Here is a 15,207-nt window from a genome sequence, read left to right as displayed (position 1 = left end):
GGACAGGTCAGCCGCTCGACGGCTTTTGTCACCGCGGCTCAACTCGCGCCGGTAACAGCGTCGAGATTGTCGTGGATGCGGCGCAGCAACGCGATCAGCACTTCCTGCTCATTTTCGTCCAGGCACGCCAGGAGGCGCCGCTCGCGCTCCAGCGCAGCGACGATGACCTTGTCGTGGGTCGCACGTCCCTTGGCCGTGAGCGAGATCGAATGGCTGCGGCCGTCCTGCGGGTCGTTGCGGATCGCGATCAGGCCGTGGCTCTTCATCGCCGCCAGCGTGCGGCTGACCGGCCCCTTGTCGAAGCCGATCACGCTGCAGATGCGCGAGGCCGGAATACCAGGCTCGATCGCCAGCAGCGACATGATCCGCCATTCCGTGACGTTGACCCCGAAATTGCGCTGGTAGAATGCGGTGGCGCTGTTCGACAGCTTGTTGGCGATGAAGGTGATGAAGGCCGGCACATAGCGGTCGAGATCGAGCGTGAGGCCTTGCCCCCGACCTTGACCCTCAGGCTCGCGCGGCGGCGCTTTGCGCGGCGTCCCGGATTTCTCGCTCATGACCAGCGTCCCTGCATCGTCCGACATAGGGATACGAAAAGCCGCATGACAAGGCCAAATTTCGGGAGCAACGCATGAACACAACAGGTCTTTCCGCCGATGCCGGCGCGCCGCCGTCCGCGATCCCGCATCTCGACATCGATCCGTTCTCCTATCCCTTCTTCGACGATCCCTATCCCGCGCATCAGGAGATGCGCGAGGCCGGTCCGGTCGTCTATCTCGACAAATGGAGCGTCTACGGCGTCGCGCGCTACGCCGAGGTCTATGCCGTCTTCAATGATCCCCAGACCTTCTGTTCCAGCCGCGGGGTGGGCCTCAGCGACTTCGCCAAGGAGAAGCCGTGGCGGCCGCCGAGCCTGATCCTCGAGGCCGATCCACCGGCACACGGGCGCACGCGCGCTGTGCTGAGCAAGGTGCTGTCGCCGGCGGTGATGAAGCGGCTGCGCGACGGCTTCATGGCGGCGGCCGAGGCCAAGGTCGACGAACTCGTGGCACGCGGCTCGTTCGACGCCATCTCCGCTCTCGCCGAGGCCTATCCGCTGTCGGTGTTCCCCGATGCGCTGGGTCTCCAGGCGGAGGGCCGCGATCATCTCATTCCCTATGCGAGCCTCGTGTTCAACGCGTTCGGGCCGCCCAACGAATTGCGGCAGCAGGCGATCGAGCGCTCGGCGCCGCACCAGGCCTATGTCACCGCGCAGTGCCAGCGCGACAATCTCGCGCCCGGCGGCTTCGGCGCCTGCATCCATGCCTTCAGCGACAGCGGCGAGATCACGCCGGCGGAGGCGCCGCTGCTGGTGCGCTCGCTGCTGTCGGCAGGCCTCGACACCACGGTCTATGGTATCGGAGCAGCGGTGTATTGCCTCGCGCGCTTTCCCGATCAATGGGCGCGGCTGCGCGCCGATCCGTCGCTGGCGCGCAACGCGTTCGAGGAGGCGGTGCGGTTCGAGAGTCCGGTGCAGACCTTCTTCCGCACCACCACCCGCGATGTCGAACTCGGTGGCGTCACCATTCCCGAAGGCGAGAAGATCCTGATGTTCTTAGGTGCCGCGAACCGCGATCCGCGGCGCTGGGAGCAGCCGGACAGCTACGACATCACGCGAAAAGTCTCCGGCCATGTCGGCTTCGGCTCCGGCATTCACATGTGCGTCGGCCAGCTCGTCGCCCGGCTCGAGGGTGAGGCGGTGCTGACGGCGCTCGCGCGCAAGGTCGACAGCATCACGATGAGCGGCGCGCCGAAGCGCCGCTACAACAACACGCTGCGTGGGCTCGAAAGCCTGCCGGTCATTTTCACGCCAGCCTGAGCAATGTCATGACGACGATTACCTTCATCCATCCCGACAACCGCAGCCAGACCGTCGAGGCCGAGGACGGCGCCAGCGTCATGCTGGCCGCGCTGACCCACGGCGTCGACGGCATCGTCGCCGAATGCGGCGGCAATGCCGTCTGCGCGACCTGCCACGTCTATGTCGACGAGGCCTGGACGTCGAAGCTCGATCCGGTCACGGACGACGAGGACGCGCTGCTCGACGGCACCGCCGCCGAGCGCCTGCCGAACAGCCGGCTGTCCTGCCAGCTCAAGGTGCAGCCGGCGCTCGCCGGACTCGTGATCCGGATTCCGGACCGGCAGAGCTGATTCCTTTGCTCACGACAACAATCAGAACAAGCAACACACGGGGAGGAACTTCATGAAACCACTCAATTCCTGCGCATTGGCGCTCGCGGCATCGCTCGGTCTGGCAGCCACGGCGTCTGCCGGAGAAATTTCGGACAACGTCGTGCGCGTCGGCGTGCTCAACGACATCTCCGGCATCTTCCAGGACACCAACGGCATGGGCTCGGTCGAGGCCGCCCGCATGGCCGCGGAGGATTTCAACGGCGGCGGCAAAGGCATCAAGGTCGAGATCGTCTATGCCGATCACCAGAACAAGGCCGATGTCGGCTCGGCGATCACGCGCAAATGGCTCGATGTCGACAAGGTCGATGCCGTCGTCGACGTGCCCAACTCGGCGGTGGGCCTGACTATCAACGAGTTGCTGCGCAACAGCCGGATGACGTTCCTGGCGTCGTCGACCGCAAGCTCGGATCTGACCGGCAAGGCGTGTTCGCCCAACACCATCCAGTGGGTCAACGACGCCTGGGCGACCGGCAACACCACGGCGGCCGCGATGATGGGCCGCGGCGGCAAGGATTGGTACTTCATCACGGTCAACTATGCGCTCGGCCAGGGCATCGAGGCCGAGGCGACCAACTACATCGACAAGCACGGGGGCAAGGTGCTGGGCTCGGCCAAGCATCCGCTCGGCACGACGGACTTCGCCTCGTTCCTGCTGCAGGCGCAGGGCTCGAAGGCCAAGGTGATCGGGCTTGCGAACGCCGGCGGCGATACGATCAATGCGGTCAAGCAGGCGTCCGAGTTCGGTATCCAGCAGAGCGGGCAGTCGCTGGTCGCGTTCCTGCTGTTCATCAACGACATCCACGGCATGGGCCTGAAAGCGGCGCAGGACCTGCAACTGCTCGAAGCCTTTTATTGGGACATGGACGACGACACCCGCGCCTTCGCCAAGCGTTTCGCCGCGCGTCCCGGAATGAACGGCAAGATGCCGAGCGGCAACCAGGCCGGCGTCTATGCCGCCACGCTCGCTTATCTCAACGCGGTCGCTGCGACCGGCAGCGATAATGCCAAGGACGTCGTGCCGCAGATGAAGTCGGTCAAGGGCAAGGACAAGCTGTTTGGCGACGTCACCATTCGCGCCGACGGCCGCGTGATCCATCCGATGTATCTGTTCGAGATCAAGAAACCGGAGGAGTCCAAATATCCCTACGACTACTATCGGCTGGTCGCGACGATCCCGGCCGAGCAGGCATTCCGGCCGATGGCCGATGGAGGTTGTGCGTTGGTGAAGTGATGCAGTCCGCTACCAATGGCGACGTATATGGCGTTGAGAGACAGATCCTCCGAGAGCTGCTGCTGATCAGTTGCTCCGTCATGCCCGGGCTCGTCCCGGGCATCCACGTTGGGCGGCGGTCGTCGAAAGACGTGGATGGCCGGGACAAGCCCGGCCATGACGTCGTGTGTGGGAGGCGTTTTCCCCTTTCACGAGCTTCTTCCCGCCCGCCTTCTGCTGTGCTGCAAAATCCTTAACAAGCACTATAGTTCTTGCGTTTGCCCGTTTCCGGGAATTATGGTGCATGGATCGGTGGCGCGCGGGACAAACTGGCGCGACGGGACGCTGCGGCGAAACGCCGCCGCCCGCCAGGGTGCTGCGTGCCGGTGACGAAACAACGATAAGAACTGAGCGTGATCAGGGGAGGGAAGACCATGAAGACGAGCTTCTGGCTGGCGGGTGCTGCGGCGCTCATCGTTTCAAATGCCGCCTTTGCCGGCGACACCATCAAGATCGGCTTCGTCTCGACGTTCAGCGGTCCGACCGCCGTGATCGGCAACGACATGCGCAACTCATTCGAGCTCGCGCTCGACCATCTCGGCCGCAAGATCGACGGCAAGCCGGTCGAGGTGATCTACGAGGACGACCAGCAGAAGCCTGACGTCGGCAAGCAGAAGACCGAGAAGCTGGTGCAGTCCGACAAGGTCGACTTCATCGTCGGCTACATCTGGTCGAATGTTCTGCTGGCCTCGCTCAAGACGGCGGTGGATTCCCAGACCTTCCTGATCTCGGCCAATGCCGGCCCGTCGCAGCTCGCCGGCGAATTGTGCTCGCCCTATGTATTCTCGACCTCCTGGCAGAACGACCAGACGCCTGCGGCAATGGGCCTCTACATGAACCAGAAGGGCGTCAAATCGGTGTTCCTGATCGGCCCGAACTATGCGGCCGGTAAAGACATGCTGGCGGGCGTGAAGAGCACCTTCAAGGGCCAAGTCGTCGGCGAGGAATATACGGTGTGGCCGAGCCAGCTCGACTTCTCGGCCGAGCTCTCCAAGGCCCGCGCCTCGGGTGCCGAGTCGATCTTCGTGTTCTATCCGGGAGCGGCCGGCGTGCAGTTCCTCAATCAATATTCGCAGGCCGGCCTCAAGGAGAAAATGCCGCTCTATACCGCCTTCACGGTCGACGAATTGTCGCTGCCGCTGCAGAAGGACAATGCGATCGGCGTGCCCGGCGCGCAGGAATGGGTCAATGATCTGCCGAATGAGCAGAACAAGAAATTCGTTGCCGACTACCGCAAGAAATACACCGGCCTGCGTCCGACCTATTACGGCGCCCAGGCCTATGACGCGGCGCAGCTGATCAACAGCGCCGTGGTTGCGGTCAAAGGCGACACCTCCAAGAAGGATGCGATGAAGGCCGAGATGGAGAAGGCCAGCTTCAAATCGCTGCGCGGCTCGTTCAAGTTCGGCAACAATCACATTCCGATCCAGAATTTCTACCTGCAGGACGTGGTCAAGGATGCCGACGGCCAGCTCTCGCTGAAGACCGTCGCCACCATCGTCGAGAACGACCAGGATCGCTTCCACGACAAGTGCCCGATGAAATAGGCGGAAAGAAAGTTCCTCGTCCGGCCCTGACCGGCCTGGAATTTGCTTGAAGCTTAAAACATCTCCGTTCTAAGATCGGAACGGGCATGGCGGCAGCGCCTGAAACGGTTCTGCCGCCGTCTTTTTGAGCGTGAAGTGAGGGGCATGCTGCTCGTCGTCGAACAATTCCTGAACGGGCTGCAGTTCGGACTGCTGCTGTTCCTGCTGGCTGCCGGCCTGACGCTGGTGTTCGGCATCATGGACCTCGTCAACCTCGCCCATGGCTCGCTCTACATGATGGGGGCCTATTTCGCGGCGACCTTCGTTGCCTGGACCGGCAGTTTCGTGTTTGGCGCGGTCCTGGCGCTTGGTGCCACGCTTCTGCTCGGCATCGTGCTCGAATATGCGGCACTGCGGCATCTCTATGGGCGGGACCATCTCGACCACGTGCTGGCGACCTTCGGTCTGATCCTGTTCTTCAACGAGGCGGTCCGGCTGATCTGGGGCCCGGCCGGGCTTGCGTTGCCGCTGCCGTACTGGCTCGCCTTTCCGGTGACGATCATGCCGGGCATCCAATATCCGGCCTATCGGCTCGCCATCATCGTCGTGGCGCTGCTGGTCGCGCTGCTGCTGTATCTCGGCGTGATGCGCACCCGCATCGGCATGCTGATCCGCGCCGGCGCCTCCAACCGCGAGATGATCGGCGCGCTCGGCATCAACATCAAGCTGCTCTACACGCTGGTGTTCGGTCTCGGCGCTGCGCTCGCCGGGCTTGCCGGGCTGATGCAGGCGCCGATCCTCACGGTGCAGATCGGCATGGGCGAGAACATCCTCATCCTCGCCTTCGTCGTGATCGTGATCGGCGGCATCGGCTCGATCCGCGGCGCCTTCATCGCCGCGATCATGATCGGCCTGATCGACACGATGGGCCGCGCCTTCCTGCCCAATCTGCTGCGCCAGGTGCTGAACTCGGCGGCAGCGTCCACGGCGGCGCCGGCGATGTCGTCGATGCTGATCTACCTCCTGATGGCGATCGTGCTGGTGGCGCGGCCTGAAGGTCTGTTTCCGGCCAATCGCAGATGAAATCCCAGCTCAACGTCCAGACTATTGTCGCCACTGCGGTCGTGGCCGGCCTCGTGCTGCTGCCGGTCTATTCGAACCTGTCCGGCAACATCTTCATCCTCACGCTGTTCACCCGGATCGTGATCCTGGCGTTGTCAGCCGTCAGCCTGAACCTGATCATGGGCTATGGCGGCATGATGAGTTTTGGCCACGCCGCCTATCTCGGCATCGGCGGTTACGCGGTGGGCATCCTGGCGCAGGAGGGCATCGGCTCCGGCTGGGCGCAGTTCGCCGTCGCCATCGCGGTGTCAGCGCTCTATGCGCTGGTGATCGGCGCGCTCAGTTTGCGCACCCGCGGCGTCTATTTCATCATGATCACGTTGGCCTTTGCGCAGATGGCCTATTACGTCGCCTCCGGCCTCGCCCGCTATGGCGGCGATGACGGCCTCACGGTCTACAAGCGCAGCGATTTCGGCGGCCTGATCAATCTCGGCAACCGCGTGCAGTTCTATTATCTCTGCCTGTTCTGTCTGCTCGCCGTCGTGGCGCTGGTCTGGCGCATCGTCAATTCGCGCTTCGGCCTGGTGCTGCAGGGTCTGCGCTCCAACGAGCAGCGCATGCAGGCGATCGGTTTTCCGTCCAAGCGCTACAAGCTCGCCTGCTTCGTCATCGCCGGCATGCTGTGCGGACTCTCAGGCGCGCTGCTCGCCAACAACACCGACTTCGTCAGCCCCGCCGTGATGTACTGGACCCGCTCCGGCGACCTGATGGTGATGGTGATCTTGGGCGGCATGGGCACCTTGATGGGGCCGGTCGTCGGCTCGGTGGTATTCCTGGTGCTGGAGGAAGTGCTGTCGCAGCTCACCGAATATTGGGCGCTGATCATGGGGCCGCTGCTGCTGCTGATCGTGCTGTTCGGCCGCGGCGGCATCATGGGCATGCTCGGGAGGTTGAACCGTGGCTGAACCTCTGCTTCGCGTCGACAATCTGGTGCGCCGGTTCGGCGGCATCATCGCTACCGATCACGTCTGCCTCGACGTTTTCAAGGGCGAGATCCACGCCATCATCGGCCCGAACGGCGCCGGCAAGACTACCTTGATCAGCCAGCTGACCGGCCATCTCGCGCCGCATGCCGGCCGTATCCTTCTCGGCGGGCGCGACATTTCGCATTTCCCGGCCTACAAGCGCAGCGCGCTGGGGCTGGCACGCTCGTTCCAGATCACCTCGCTGCTGACCGACTTCACCGCGGCCGACAACGTCGCGCTCGCCGCGCAGGCGCATGACGGCAAGCATTCGTTCCGCTTCTTTGCCAATGCGCGCAAGGAAAAGCCGCTGCGCGCCGCCGCCCACGCCACGCTGGAGCGCGTCGGTCTCAGTCATCGCGCCGAGGTTCCGGTGTCGAGACTGAGTCATGGCGAGCAGCGCGAGCTCGAACTGGCCGTGGCGCTTGCGACCAGGCCGCAGCTCCTGCTGCTGGACGAGCCGATGGCGGGCCTCGGCGTCACCGAGTCGCAGCGCATGGTGAAGCTGCTCGCCGAGTTGCGCCGCGAGGTGTCGATCGTGCTGGTCGAGCACGACATGGAGGCGGTGTTCGCGCTGGCTGACCGCATTTCCGTGCTGGTCTATGGCCGCATCATTGCGTCGGGATTGCCGGACGAGATCCGGCAGAACGACGAGGTCAAGCGCGCCTATCTCGGCGATCAGCACGTGGTGGTCGGCCATGGGTGATCAGAAAGCGAACGGCATGCTGCTCGAGGTCGACGGCATCGAGACCTGCTACGGCCTGAGCCAGGTCCTGTTCGGTCTATCTTTGTCGATCCGTCCCGGCGAGATGGTGTCGCTGATGGGCCGCAACGGCATGGGCAAGACCACCACCATCCGCTCGATCATGGGCCTCACCCAGGCCCGCGCGGGGACCATCCGCTTCAGCGGTCAGGAGACGCGCCGGCTGCCGGCCTACAGGATCGCGCAGCTCGGCATCGGCCTCGTGCCCGAGGGGCGGCAGATCTTCCCGAATCTGACCGTCACTGAAAATCTCGTGGCCGCCTCGACCAACCGGCTCGGCGCGGCCGATCCCTGGACGCTGGACAAGATCCATGCGCTGTTTCCGCGGCTGGCCGAGCGCGGCAGCAACATGGGCAATCAGCTCTCCGGCGGCGAGCAGCAGATGCTGGCGATCGGCCGGGCGCTGATGACCAATCCAAAACTCCTCATCCTCGACGAGGCGACCGAGGGGCTGGCGCCGCTGATCCGCGAGGAGATCTGGAATTGCCTGTCGCTGCTGAAATCGCGCGGGCAGTCGATCCTGGTGATCGACAAGAACGTCGAGCATCTGACTCGGATCTGCGACCGCCACACGATCATCGAACGCGGCCGCACGGTTTGGAGCGGGACCTCGGAGCAACTGATGGCCGAGCCCGAGCTGCAGCACCGCTATCTCGGGATCTGAAAGTTTCTCCCGTCATTCCGGGGCAATCGTCAATGCGAAGGCGCGGAGCGACGACGCGTTGACGATTGAACCCGGAATGACGAGATGGCGGAAAGTGGATGCAAAACAATCTCCAGATTCCGGGTTCAAGGCCTGCGGCCTTGCCCCGGAATGACGGCGGTTGACTCGCTCGGTTTGCATGCGGCTGGACTGGCGAATCCGGCGGTCATGCCGCCATGCGCCGTTTTTTCGCATTGAGATGCAGCTCAGGGAAGCCTATTCTCCAGGGTAGTGGTTTGTTTTTCCTTTTATCAAAGGTTGAGCAAATGCGTGCGCGTCATCTGGGAATCGAGGCGCCGAAAAAGGCCGCATCCGGGCTGCGCAACTTCTTGTCGGGTGACTCCGATCTCGAGACGGTGCTGTGTCTCGCCTTCATGCTGATCGTCGGAATCGTCGTGAAGTTCACGCCGCCACCTTAGGCGCGCCCGGCCGGCGCTGTGCCGGGTCCGATCTCAGCGGTCGAAGGGAATGTACTTCTGGTACTCCCTCGGTACCTGGCTGCGGTAGCGCGACGGGACGGTGCCGCTGCGAAGCGAGTCCTCAACTTCCTTGCGCGTGCTGGTCCGGGTCCGCTTCTTCTTCGGTGCGGTCGCTTCGCTTGCGGGCTTGGTGTCGCCGGCCTTGTCGGGGGAGGCCGCAGGCGGTGGCGCAGGGGGAGACGTCCCGGCAGGAGCGGGGCTCGCGGCGGGAGCGGGTTGGGCCGGCGCATCTGCGGCCGGTGCGCCCTGCGCCAAGGCTGCTCCGGCTGAGAGACCCAGGGCCAAGAGGGTGACTGCAATCCCCGAGAACTTGATCATAACGGCGAGACTCCGAACCAAGGCGGCTGACGTGGCCTGATGAGGTCGTTCGTACGCGTCGACGGGTTCATGCGCCCTGCGCATGGCGTCGCCTGCCTCCGGCCTCATCGCTCAAGATGAATTCCTGGTGCCAATTTTTTGAGCACATGCTGCGATTGGATTCCTTGAATCGCAAGCATTTTTCTCTGGCACAGGGATTGCTGACCTCAGTGCTCAGAGTTGGCAGCTAGGGTTCCGGTTCTCCTCGAGAACGCTGGTCCGAGAGCAGCCGCCGGGGGAGAGCCCTGGTGCACGGCGGGATAAAAGCCCGGGAGACCTCAGTGGCCGCGCTTGGCAGGCTCGAGGTTGTTCATGCCAGTCCGCGGTCAGAAAACCGATGAGGGACTGGACATGGGAAAAGCGCGAAATCTGTTGGTTGCCTTGATCGCTGCTACGACGCTGGCGAGCACGTCGCTGTCGCCGGCCTTCGCTGAGAAGAAGAAGGAATTCAACATCGCCTGGACGATCTATGTCGGCTGGATGCCGTGGCCCTACGCGGCCGAGTCCGGCATCGTTAAAAAGTGGGCCGACAAATACGGCATCTCGATCAAGGTCACCCAGATCAACGACTACGTCGAATCGATCAATCAATACACGGCCGGCAAGTTCGACGGCGTCACCGTCACCAACATGGACGCGCTGACGATCCCGGCCGCCGGTGGTGTCGATACGTCGGCCATCATCATGGGCGACTATTCCAACGGCAATGACGGCGTCGTGCTCAAGAAGGGCAAGACGCTGGCCGACATCAAGGGCCAGAAGGTCAATCTCGTCGAACTCTCGGTGTCGCATTATCTGCTGGCGCGCGGCCTCGATACGGTGAAGCTGTCCGAGAAGGCCATCAAGACAGTCAACACGTCCGACGCCGACATCGTCGCGGCGGCGAAGTCGCCCGACACGACCGCAGTCGTCACCTGGAATCCGCAGCTGCTGGAAGTGAAGGCCGAGCCGGGCGCGACGCTCGTCTTCGACTCCAGCAACATTCCCGGCGAGATCGAGGATCTCCTGGTCGTCAACAGCGCCACGCTGAAAGACAATCCGGAACTCGGCAAGGCGCTGACCGGCATCTGGTACGAGACCATCGCGCTGATGAAGGACCAGGGCGAGAAGGGCAAGGCCGCGCGCGAGGCGATGGCGAAACTGTCGGGCACCGATCTTGCGGGCTTCGAGGCCCAGCTCAAGACCACGTTCATGTACTACGAGCCGAAGGACGCGCTCGCCTTCATGACCGGGCCGGAGCTGCCGAAGATCATGGATCACGTCCGCACCTTCTGCTTCGACCACAATCTGCTCGGCGAGAATGTGAAGTCGAAAGACTCGGTCGGCATCTCGACGCCGGCGAAAGCGCTGGGCTCCGCGACCAACGTCAAGCTGCGCTTCGACCCGACCTACATGAAGATGGCGGCCGAAGGCAAGCTCTGATCGCGTTTCCGCTGAGCACCTGCGTCACCCCTCACCCTGAGGAGCTTGCGTCAGCAAGCGTCTCGAAGGGTGAGGCCCCAGCTGGGGCCTCATGGTTCGAGACGGCGCTGGCGCGCCTCCTCACCATGAGGAGTTAGGGAGGCCTCCATGCCGCGTGCCATGAACGTCGTTCCAAACCGGGGCAGCCGGCTGCTGCTGGCGTTGCTGCCGTTCCTGCTGATCGCGCTGATCTACGTGGTCGGCTCGGCGCAGCGGCGCGCGGACAATCCCGACGACAAGCTGTTGCCGCCGGTCTCGGAGATGGTCGCGACATCGAAGCGGCTCGCGATCGAGCCCGACCGGCGCTCCGGCGACTACGTGCTGTGGTCGGACACGGCGGCGAGTCTGCAGCGCCTCGCGCTCGGCCTCGGCATTTCCGCTGTCATCGGCCTTACCCTCGGCCTTGCGATCGGCCTGCTCCCCATCGCAGGGGCCGGCTTTGGCACGCTCGTCGCGGTGCTGTCGATGATCCCGCCGATGGCGGTGCTGCCGGTGCTGTTCATCGTGTTCGGCCTCGGTGAATTGTCCAAGGTGGTGCTGATCGTCATCGGCGTCACGCCGACCCTGGTCCGCGACCTGTCGCTCGAGGTGCAGAGCATGCCGCGCGAGCAACTGATCAAGGCGCAGACCCTGGGCGCGTCGACCTGGCAGGTCGCGATCCGCGTGGTGCTGCCGCAGGCCATGCCCCGCCTGATCAAGTGTTTGCGGCTGATGATCGGCCCCGCCTTCCTGTTTTTGATCTCGGCGGAGGCGATCGCCTCCGATGTCGGGCTCGGCTATCGCGTCTTCCTGGTCAGGCGCTATTTGTCGATGGACGTGATCCTGCCCTACGTCGTCTGGATCACGCTGCTCGCCTATGTGTTCGATCTAGCTCTGGTCTGGATCGGGCAGCGCGCATTCCCCTGGGCCTACCAGCAGGGCTCGCGCTGATGAGCACGCTGTCCTTCCGCAACGTCTGGGTCGAGTACGGCAACCAGGTCGTGCTCGAGCGCATCAATATCGAGATTGCCTCCGGCACGTTCCTGTCGATCGTCGGTCCGTCAGGCGCGGGCAAAAGCACGTTCCTGCGTCTGATCCTCGGCCAGGAGAAACCGAGCCAGGGCGCCGTTCTGCTCGATGGCCAGCCGTTTCCCGCCGAACCCGGACCCGATCGCGGCATCGTCTTCCAGCGCTACTCGGTGTTCCCGCATCTCACCGTGCTCGGCAACGTCCTGCTCGGCTATGAGCTCGCCGCCAGTCCGTTCACAGCGCGCCTGTTCGGCACGGCGCGCAAAGAAGCGCTGGAGAAGAGCCGCGCGCTGCTCAATGCGGTCGGGCTTGGTCCTCACGGCGACAAATATCCGAGCGCGCTGTCGGGCGGCATGCAGCAGCGGCTGGCGATTGCGCAGGCATTGGCGAAGCAGCCGCGCGTGCTGCTGCTCGACGAGCCGTTCGGCGCGCTCGATCCCGGCACCCGCGCCCAGATGCACGCGCTGATCAAGCCGCTGTGGCACGAGCACCGGATGACCATTGTGATGGTCACCCACGACATCAAGGAGGCGTTCGGCCTCGCAACGCGGCTGATCGCGCTCGACCGGCCGCGCAAGGACCCGCAAGCGCCTGAACGATTCGGCGCGCGCATCACCTACGACCTCGATCTCACCCGCGACAGCGCCGTACCCGTGCTCGGATTCATCCGCGCCAGCGTGCACGCGGCGCAATAACTGCACCAGAAGAAACGAAGGAGAATTCCATGTCATTCCCCGCCATGCGGCGCACCCGCCGTGCCGGCTTGCAGCCGCAGCGCCAGAGCCTGCGCCGTCACCATCCGGACTTTGACAAGATGGCCACGCAGGGCTGGCAGGCGCTGGAGGCCGAGGGCAAGCTGCCGACGAACGGCTGGCGCAAGGAGCGGCAATGGGCGCTCGATATGGGCCTGCCCGGCGCCGACACGCTGACGGATCGCGACATCCCGACCTTCGCGCGCGGCGAGCTACCGCATTTCGCGGGGATCAACACCTTCATGAAGGCGCCCTATGTCGAGAACGTCCGCGACGTGGGCAAATACGACGCCGCGGTGATCGGCATCCCGTTCGATTCCGGCACGACCTATCGCCCCGGCACCCGCTTCGGGCCGCAGGGCATCCGCCGCATCTCCGCGCTCTACACGCCCTACAATTACGAGCTCGGCGTCGACCTGCGCGAGCAGATGACGCTGTGCGATGCCGGCGATGTCTTCACGATTCCTGCGAATCTGGAAAAGAGCTTCGACCAGATCAGCCGCGGCGTCGCGCATGTGGCCTCGTCCGGCGCGCTGCCGATCATGCTCGGCGGCGACCACTCGATCGGCTTTCCCTGCGTGCGCGGCATCGCGCAATGCACCGACAAGCGCATCGGCATCATCCATTTCGACCGCCACATCGACATCCAGGAAAAGGATCTCGACGAGCGCATGCACACCACGCCGTGGTACTGGGCGACCAACCTGCCGAACGTGTCGCCGACCAATCTGGTGCAGCTCGGCATCGGCGGCTGGCAGGTGCCGCGCGAGGGCGTCGAGGTCGCGCGCAAGCGCAACACCAACGTGCTGACCATCGCCGATATCGAGAAGATCGGCCTGGAGAAGACCGCCGAGATCGCGCTGGAGCTGGCCTGGAAGGATGCCGACGCCGTCTACATCTCGTTCGACGTCGATTCCATTGATTGCGGTTTCGTGCCCGGCACCGGCTGGCCGGAGCCCGGCGGCTTCCTTCCGCGCGAGGCGCTGAAGCTTCTGGGACTCGTCGCAGCCGAGGGCCTGTGCGGGCTGGAAGTGGTCGAGGTCTCGCCGCCCTACGACACCTCGGATATCACCGCGCTGATCGGCGTCCGCGTCGTCGTCGAGGCGCTGGGCTCGATGGTCGCCCACGGCAAGCTCGGCAGCCATAAGCACATCATCAACAAGCCCGTCAGCTATTGAGGCCCGCGATGCGCCACCACCACCACCATCACGGCCATCCCCATGATCACCACCACGATCATGGCCATGACCATCATCACGACCATGATCACCCGCCGCACGGGCCCGGGCACAACCATGCGCACGGCCGCTCGCCGGTGCAGTGGCAGACGCCGCATCAGCCGGAAGGCGCCAAGCCCGCACCGGTGCTCGAGCCCGATCTCGACAAGGTCGAGGCGGCGTTCGTCGACGGCTTCATCGCCGCGCCGGATCCGACCAGCTTTCTCAGATTGGCCCGTGTGCCGTTCGAGATCCTGCGCGACGGCGAAAGCCTCAAGCTGCTGCGCGTGGAGATCGACGCGCTCACCGACGTCGGCAGCCTGACGCCGCATCTCGGCGGCAGCACCTTCCGCTACGATCCGCTGCCCTCGAACTTCATCTCCCGCCGCCGCCGCCTGCGCTTCATCTTTTTCGACGGCGCGGGCCTGACGTCGTTGAGCTATGCCGAGCTGCGGGAGATGGAGACGCGGGGCTAGATTATGATGCGCTTCCTCGGAATTGAATCATGATCTCATCTCTGTGTTCGAGCATGATCTTTTCGGAAAACCGGTTTCCATCTTTCCGGATCATGCTCTAGCGGATCGCGCCGTTCGGACTCACGGCGCAGTCCCAGTCCCCACGTCTGCCCCGGGGCTTGCTACGGAGACATTGCAACCAGGGCGCGATTTGGCTAACAGCAGAGCCCATGGAGACGAACTCTGAGGGGAGCGGTGGCGGCGGGCGCTGGAGATTCGCTCTCCTTGCGCTCGTGCTGATTCCATTCCTCCCCGAAATTGCGATATGGCTCGTCTCCTTCGGTGCGCAGCTGGGCGGCTGCGAGCCCTCCGCCAACGCGCCTTGCCATCTTGGCCCGCTCGCGGCCAGCGCCCTGATCCGCGGCGCGCTCCGGGCCGGCTCCATGGTTGCGATCGGCTTCTCGTTCGGTCTCTCCGCGGTATGGCTGGCCCTGTGCTACCTGGCGATCGTCCGGGGATGGCGGCGGCGTTGGAGCCGCATTCTGCTTGCGCTGGCAACGAGCCTCCCGCTGGCGGTGCTTCCCTATTTCGGGCCGATGTTGTCGATCTCGCCACTGGTGAACGCCGAGTGCCATCCCAATGAGGGCGGTATTCCGCCCTGGTGCAGAATCTACGGCGGAGACGTCGGCGATCCCGCGCATGAAGCCGTGCGGATCGGCTGGAATGTCTTCATCGGGGCCCCCGTGGCCTTGGTGGCGTTTCTCGTGTTCGTCGTCGCGTTGCTCGTGGCGGGCAGGCGGACGTCACCGCAGCAGGGTGAACGGGTGTCAGGGTAGGGTTCTGCAGCAGCGCCCCGGTCGAACCATATTGCCGCTCGCGAGCGGTCGTGTTCATATGCAT

Annotated in this window: 17 protein-coding genes and 1 riboswitch; of the genes, 15 read left to right on the top strand and 2 right to left on the bottom strand. The window is 64.2% G+C overall.

The annotated features are described in order from the left end of the window. Window positions 1-38: 38 nt before the first annotated feature. Complete coding sequence (locus ACQR1B_RS05360) at window positions 39-557, bottom strand: MarR family winged helix-turn-helix transcriptional regulator (RefSeq protein ID WP_434834324.1); 519 nt, start codon at window positions 555-557, stop codon at window positions 39-41. A 74-nt stretch (window positions 558-631) separates the two neighbouring features. Between ACQR1B_RS05360 and ACQR1B_RS05355 the strand changes: the two genes are divergently transcribed. From ACQR1B_RS05355 to ACQR1B_RS05315, 9 genes are all read left to right on the top strand, one after another. Continuing rightward, window positions 632-1,858: a cytochrome P450 gene (locus ACQR1B_RS05355; RefSeq protein ID WP_434834325.1), complete on the top strand. Its 1,227-nt coding sequence runs from the start codon at window positions 632-634 to the stop codon at window positions 1,856-1,858. 8 nt (window positions 1,859-1,866) lie between these two features. Next, a complete protein-coding gene (locus ACQR1B_RS05350; RefSeq protein ID WP_434834326.1) occupies window positions 1,867-2,190 on the top strand; it encodes a 2Fe-2S iron-sulfur cluster-binding protein in 324 nt (107 codons plus the stop codon). Between the two features lie 52 nt (window positions 2,191-2,242). Continuing rightward, the gene (locus tag ACQR1B_RS05345) at window positions 2,243-3,463 is read left to right on the top strand and encodes an ABC transporter substrate-binding protein (protein ID WP_434834327.1); all 1,221 of its coding nucleotides are present in this window, start codon (window positions 2,243-2,245) and stop codon (window positions 3,461-3,463) included. A gap of 413 nt (window positions 3,464-3,876) precedes the next feature. After that, a complete protein-coding gene (locus ACQR1B_RS05340) occupies window positions 3,877-5,049 on the top strand; it encodes an ABC transporter substrate-binding protein (protein WP_434834328.1) in 1,173 nt (390 codons plus the stop codon). 144 nt (window positions 5,050-5,193) lie between these two features. Further along, the gene (locus ACQR1B_RS05335) at window positions 5,194-6,111 is read left to right on the top strand and encodes a branched-chain amino acid ABC transporter permease (RefSeq protein WP_434834329.1); all 918 of its coding nucleotides are present in this window, start codon (window positions 5,194-5,196) and stop codon (window positions 6,109-6,111) included. Then, the gene (locus ACQR1B_RS05330; RefSeq protein ID WP_434834330.1) at window positions 6,108-7,055 is read left to right on the top strand and encodes a branched-chain amino acid ABC transporter permease; all 948 of its coding nucleotides are present in this window, start codon (window positions 6,108-6,110) and stop codon (window positions 7,053-7,055) included. The genes ACQR1B_RS05335 and ACQR1B_RS05330 overlap by 4 nt, the downstream gene beginning before the upstream one ends. Next, window positions 7,048-7,818, top strand: coding sequence for an ABC transporter ATP-binding protein (locus tag ACQR1B_RS05325; RefSeq protein WP_434834331.1), 771 nt, complete (start codon window positions 7,048-7,050; stop codon window positions 7,816-7,818). Before ACQR1B_RS05330 ends, ACQR1B_RS05325 begins: the two co-directional genes overlap by 8 nt. A gap of 16 nt (window positions 7,819-7,834) precedes the next feature. Continuing rightward, entirely contained in the window at window positions 7,835-8,539 is a 705-nt protein-coding gene (locus ACQR1B_RS05320; protein ID WP_434834437.1) for an ABC transporter ATP-binding protein, read from the top strand. 305 nt (window positions 8,540-8,844) lie between these two features. After that, a complete protein-coding gene (locus ACQR1B_RS05315) occupies window positions 8,845-8,997 on the top strand; it encodes a transporter (RefSeq protein WP_434834332.1) in 153 nt (50 codons plus the stop codon). A 33-nt stretch (window positions 8,998-9,030) separates the two neighbouring features. Here the strand turns inward: ACQR1B_RS05315 and ACQR1B_RS05310 are convergent, their stop codons facing one another. After that, window positions 9,031-9,312, bottom strand: coding sequence for a hypothetical protein (locus tag ACQR1B_RS05310; RefSeq protein ID WP_434834333.1), 282 nt, complete (start codon window positions 9,310-9,312; stop codon window positions 9,031-9,033). Window positions 9,313-9,590: 278 nt separating this feature from the next. After that, window positions 9,591-9,691: riboswitch (guanidine-I (ykkC/yxkD leader) on the top strand. Window positions 9,692-9,765: 74 nt separating this feature from the next. Here ACQR1B_RS05310 and ACQR1B_RS05305 point away from each other — a divergent pair. From ACQR1B_RS05305 to ACQR1B_RS05280, 6 genes are all read left to right on the top strand, one after another. Further along, window positions 9,766-10,836: a putative urea ABC transporter substrate-binding protein gene (locus ACQR1B_RS05305; RefSeq protein ID WP_434834334.1), complete on the top strand. Its 1,071-nt coding sequence runs from the start codon at window positions 9,766-9,768 to the stop codon at window positions 10,834-10,836. 147 nt (window positions 10,837-10,983) lie between these two features. Beyond that, entirely contained in the window at window positions 10,984-11,805 is an 822-nt protein-coding gene (locus ACQR1B_RS05300; RefSeq protein ID WP_434834335.1) for an ABC transporter permease, read from the top strand. Further along, window positions 11,805-12,578, top strand: a complete 774-nt coding sequence (locus ACQR1B_RS05295) for an ABC transporter ATP-binding protein (RefSeq protein WP_434834336.1) — start codon at window positions 11,805-11,807, stop codon at window positions 12,576-12,578. Before ACQR1B_RS05300 ends, ACQR1B_RS05295 begins: the two co-directional genes overlap by 1 nt. Window positions 12,579-12,607: 29 nt before the next feature. Continuing rightward, a complete protein-coding gene (locus ACQR1B_RS05290) occupies window positions 12,608-13,813 on the top strand; it encodes an agmatinase family protein (protein ID WP_434834337.1) in 1,206 nt (401 codons plus the stop codon). 137 nt (window positions 13,814-13,950) lie between these two features. Next, window positions 13,951-14,328 (top strand): hypothetical protein, encoded by a 378-nt coding sequence (locus ACQR1B_RS05285; RefSeq protein ID WP_434834438.1) that lies wholly within the window; start codon window positions 13,951-13,953, stop codon window positions 14,326-14,328. 209 nt (window positions 14,329-14,537) lie between these two features. Then, window positions 14,538-15,143, top strand: coding sequence for a hypothetical protein (locus ACQR1B_RS05280; protein WP_434834338.1), 606 nt, complete (start codon window positions 14,538-14,540; stop codon window positions 15,141-15,143). Window positions 15,144-15,207: the final 64 nt, after the last annotated feature.

The sequence above is a fragment of the Bradyrhizobium oligotrophicum genome, from assembly GCF_051168495.1.
Lineage (GTDB): Bacteria > Pseudomonadota > Alphaproteobacteria > Rhizobiales > Xanthobacteraceae > Bradyrhizobium > Bradyrhizobium oligotrophicum_A.
The sequence above is the reverse complement of the archived record's forward strand: the minus strand, read 5'-3'. Positions and strand labels throughout refer to the sequence as shown.

What these genes read in the sequence shown, in the direction of transcription:
- ACQR1B_RS05290 (WP_434834337.1), top strand. Translation starts at nt 12,608, where the DNA reads ATGTCATTCCCCGCCATGCGGCGCACCCGCCGTGCCGGCTTGCAGCCG.
- ACQR1B_RS05330 (WP_434834330.1), top strand. Translation starts at nt 6,108, where the DNA reads ATGAAATCCCAGCTCAACGTCCAGACTATTGTCGCCACTGCGGTCGTG.
- ACQR1B_RS05345 (WP_434834327.1), top strand. Translation starts at nt 2,243, where the DNA reads ATGAAACCACTCAATTCCTGCGCATTGGCGCTCGCGGCATCGCTCGGT.
- ACQR1B_RS05315 (WP_434834332.1), top strand. Translation starts at nt 8,845, where the DNA reads ATGCGTGCGCGTCATCTGGGAATCGAGGCGCCGAAAAAGGCCGCATCC.
- ACQR1B_RS05360 (WP_434834324.1), bottom strand. Translation starts at nt 557, where the DNA reads ATGAGCGAGAAATCCGGGACGCCGCGCAAAGCGCCGCCGCGCGAGCCT.
- ACQR1B_RS05320 (WP_434834437.1), top strand. Translation starts at nt 7,835, where the DNA reads ATGCTGCTCGAGGTCGACGGCATCGAGACCTGCTACGGCCTGAGCCAG.
- ACQR1B_RS05335 (WP_434834329.1), top strand. Translation starts at nt 5,194, where the DNA reads ATGCTGCTCGTCGTCGAACAATTCCTGAACGGGCTGCAGTTCGGACTG.
- ACQR1B_RS05350 (WP_434834326.1), top strand. Translation starts at nt 1,867, where the DNA reads ATGACGACGATTACCTTCATCCATCCCGACAACCGCAGCCAGACCGTC.
- ACQR1B_RS05305 (WP_434834334.1), top strand. Translation starts at nt 9,766, where the DNA reads ATGGGAAAAGCGCGAAATCTGTTGGTTGCCTTGATCGCTGCTACGACG.
- ACQR1B_RS05355 (WP_434834325.1), top strand. Translation starts at nt 632, where the DNA reads ATGAACACAACAGGTCTTTCCGCCGATGCCGGCGCGCCGCCGTCCGCG.
- ACQR1B_RS05340 (WP_434834328.1), top strand. Translation starts at nt 3,877, where the DNA reads ATGAAGACGAGCTTCTGGCTGGCGGGTGCTGCGGCGCTCATCGTTTCA.
- ACQR1B_RS05280 (WP_434834338.1), top strand. Translation starts at nt 14,538, where the DNA reads ATGGAGACGAACTCTGAGGGGAGCGGTGGCGGCGGGCGCTGGAGATTC.
- ACQR1B_RS05300 (WP_434834335.1), top strand. Translation starts at nt 10,984, where the DNA reads ATGCCGCGTGCCATGAACGTCGTTCCAAACCGGGGCAGCCGGCTGCTG.
- ACQR1B_RS05295 (WP_434834336.1), top strand. Translation starts at nt 11,805, where the DNA reads ATGAGCACGCTGTCCTTCCGCAACGTCTGGGTCGAGTACGGCAACCAG.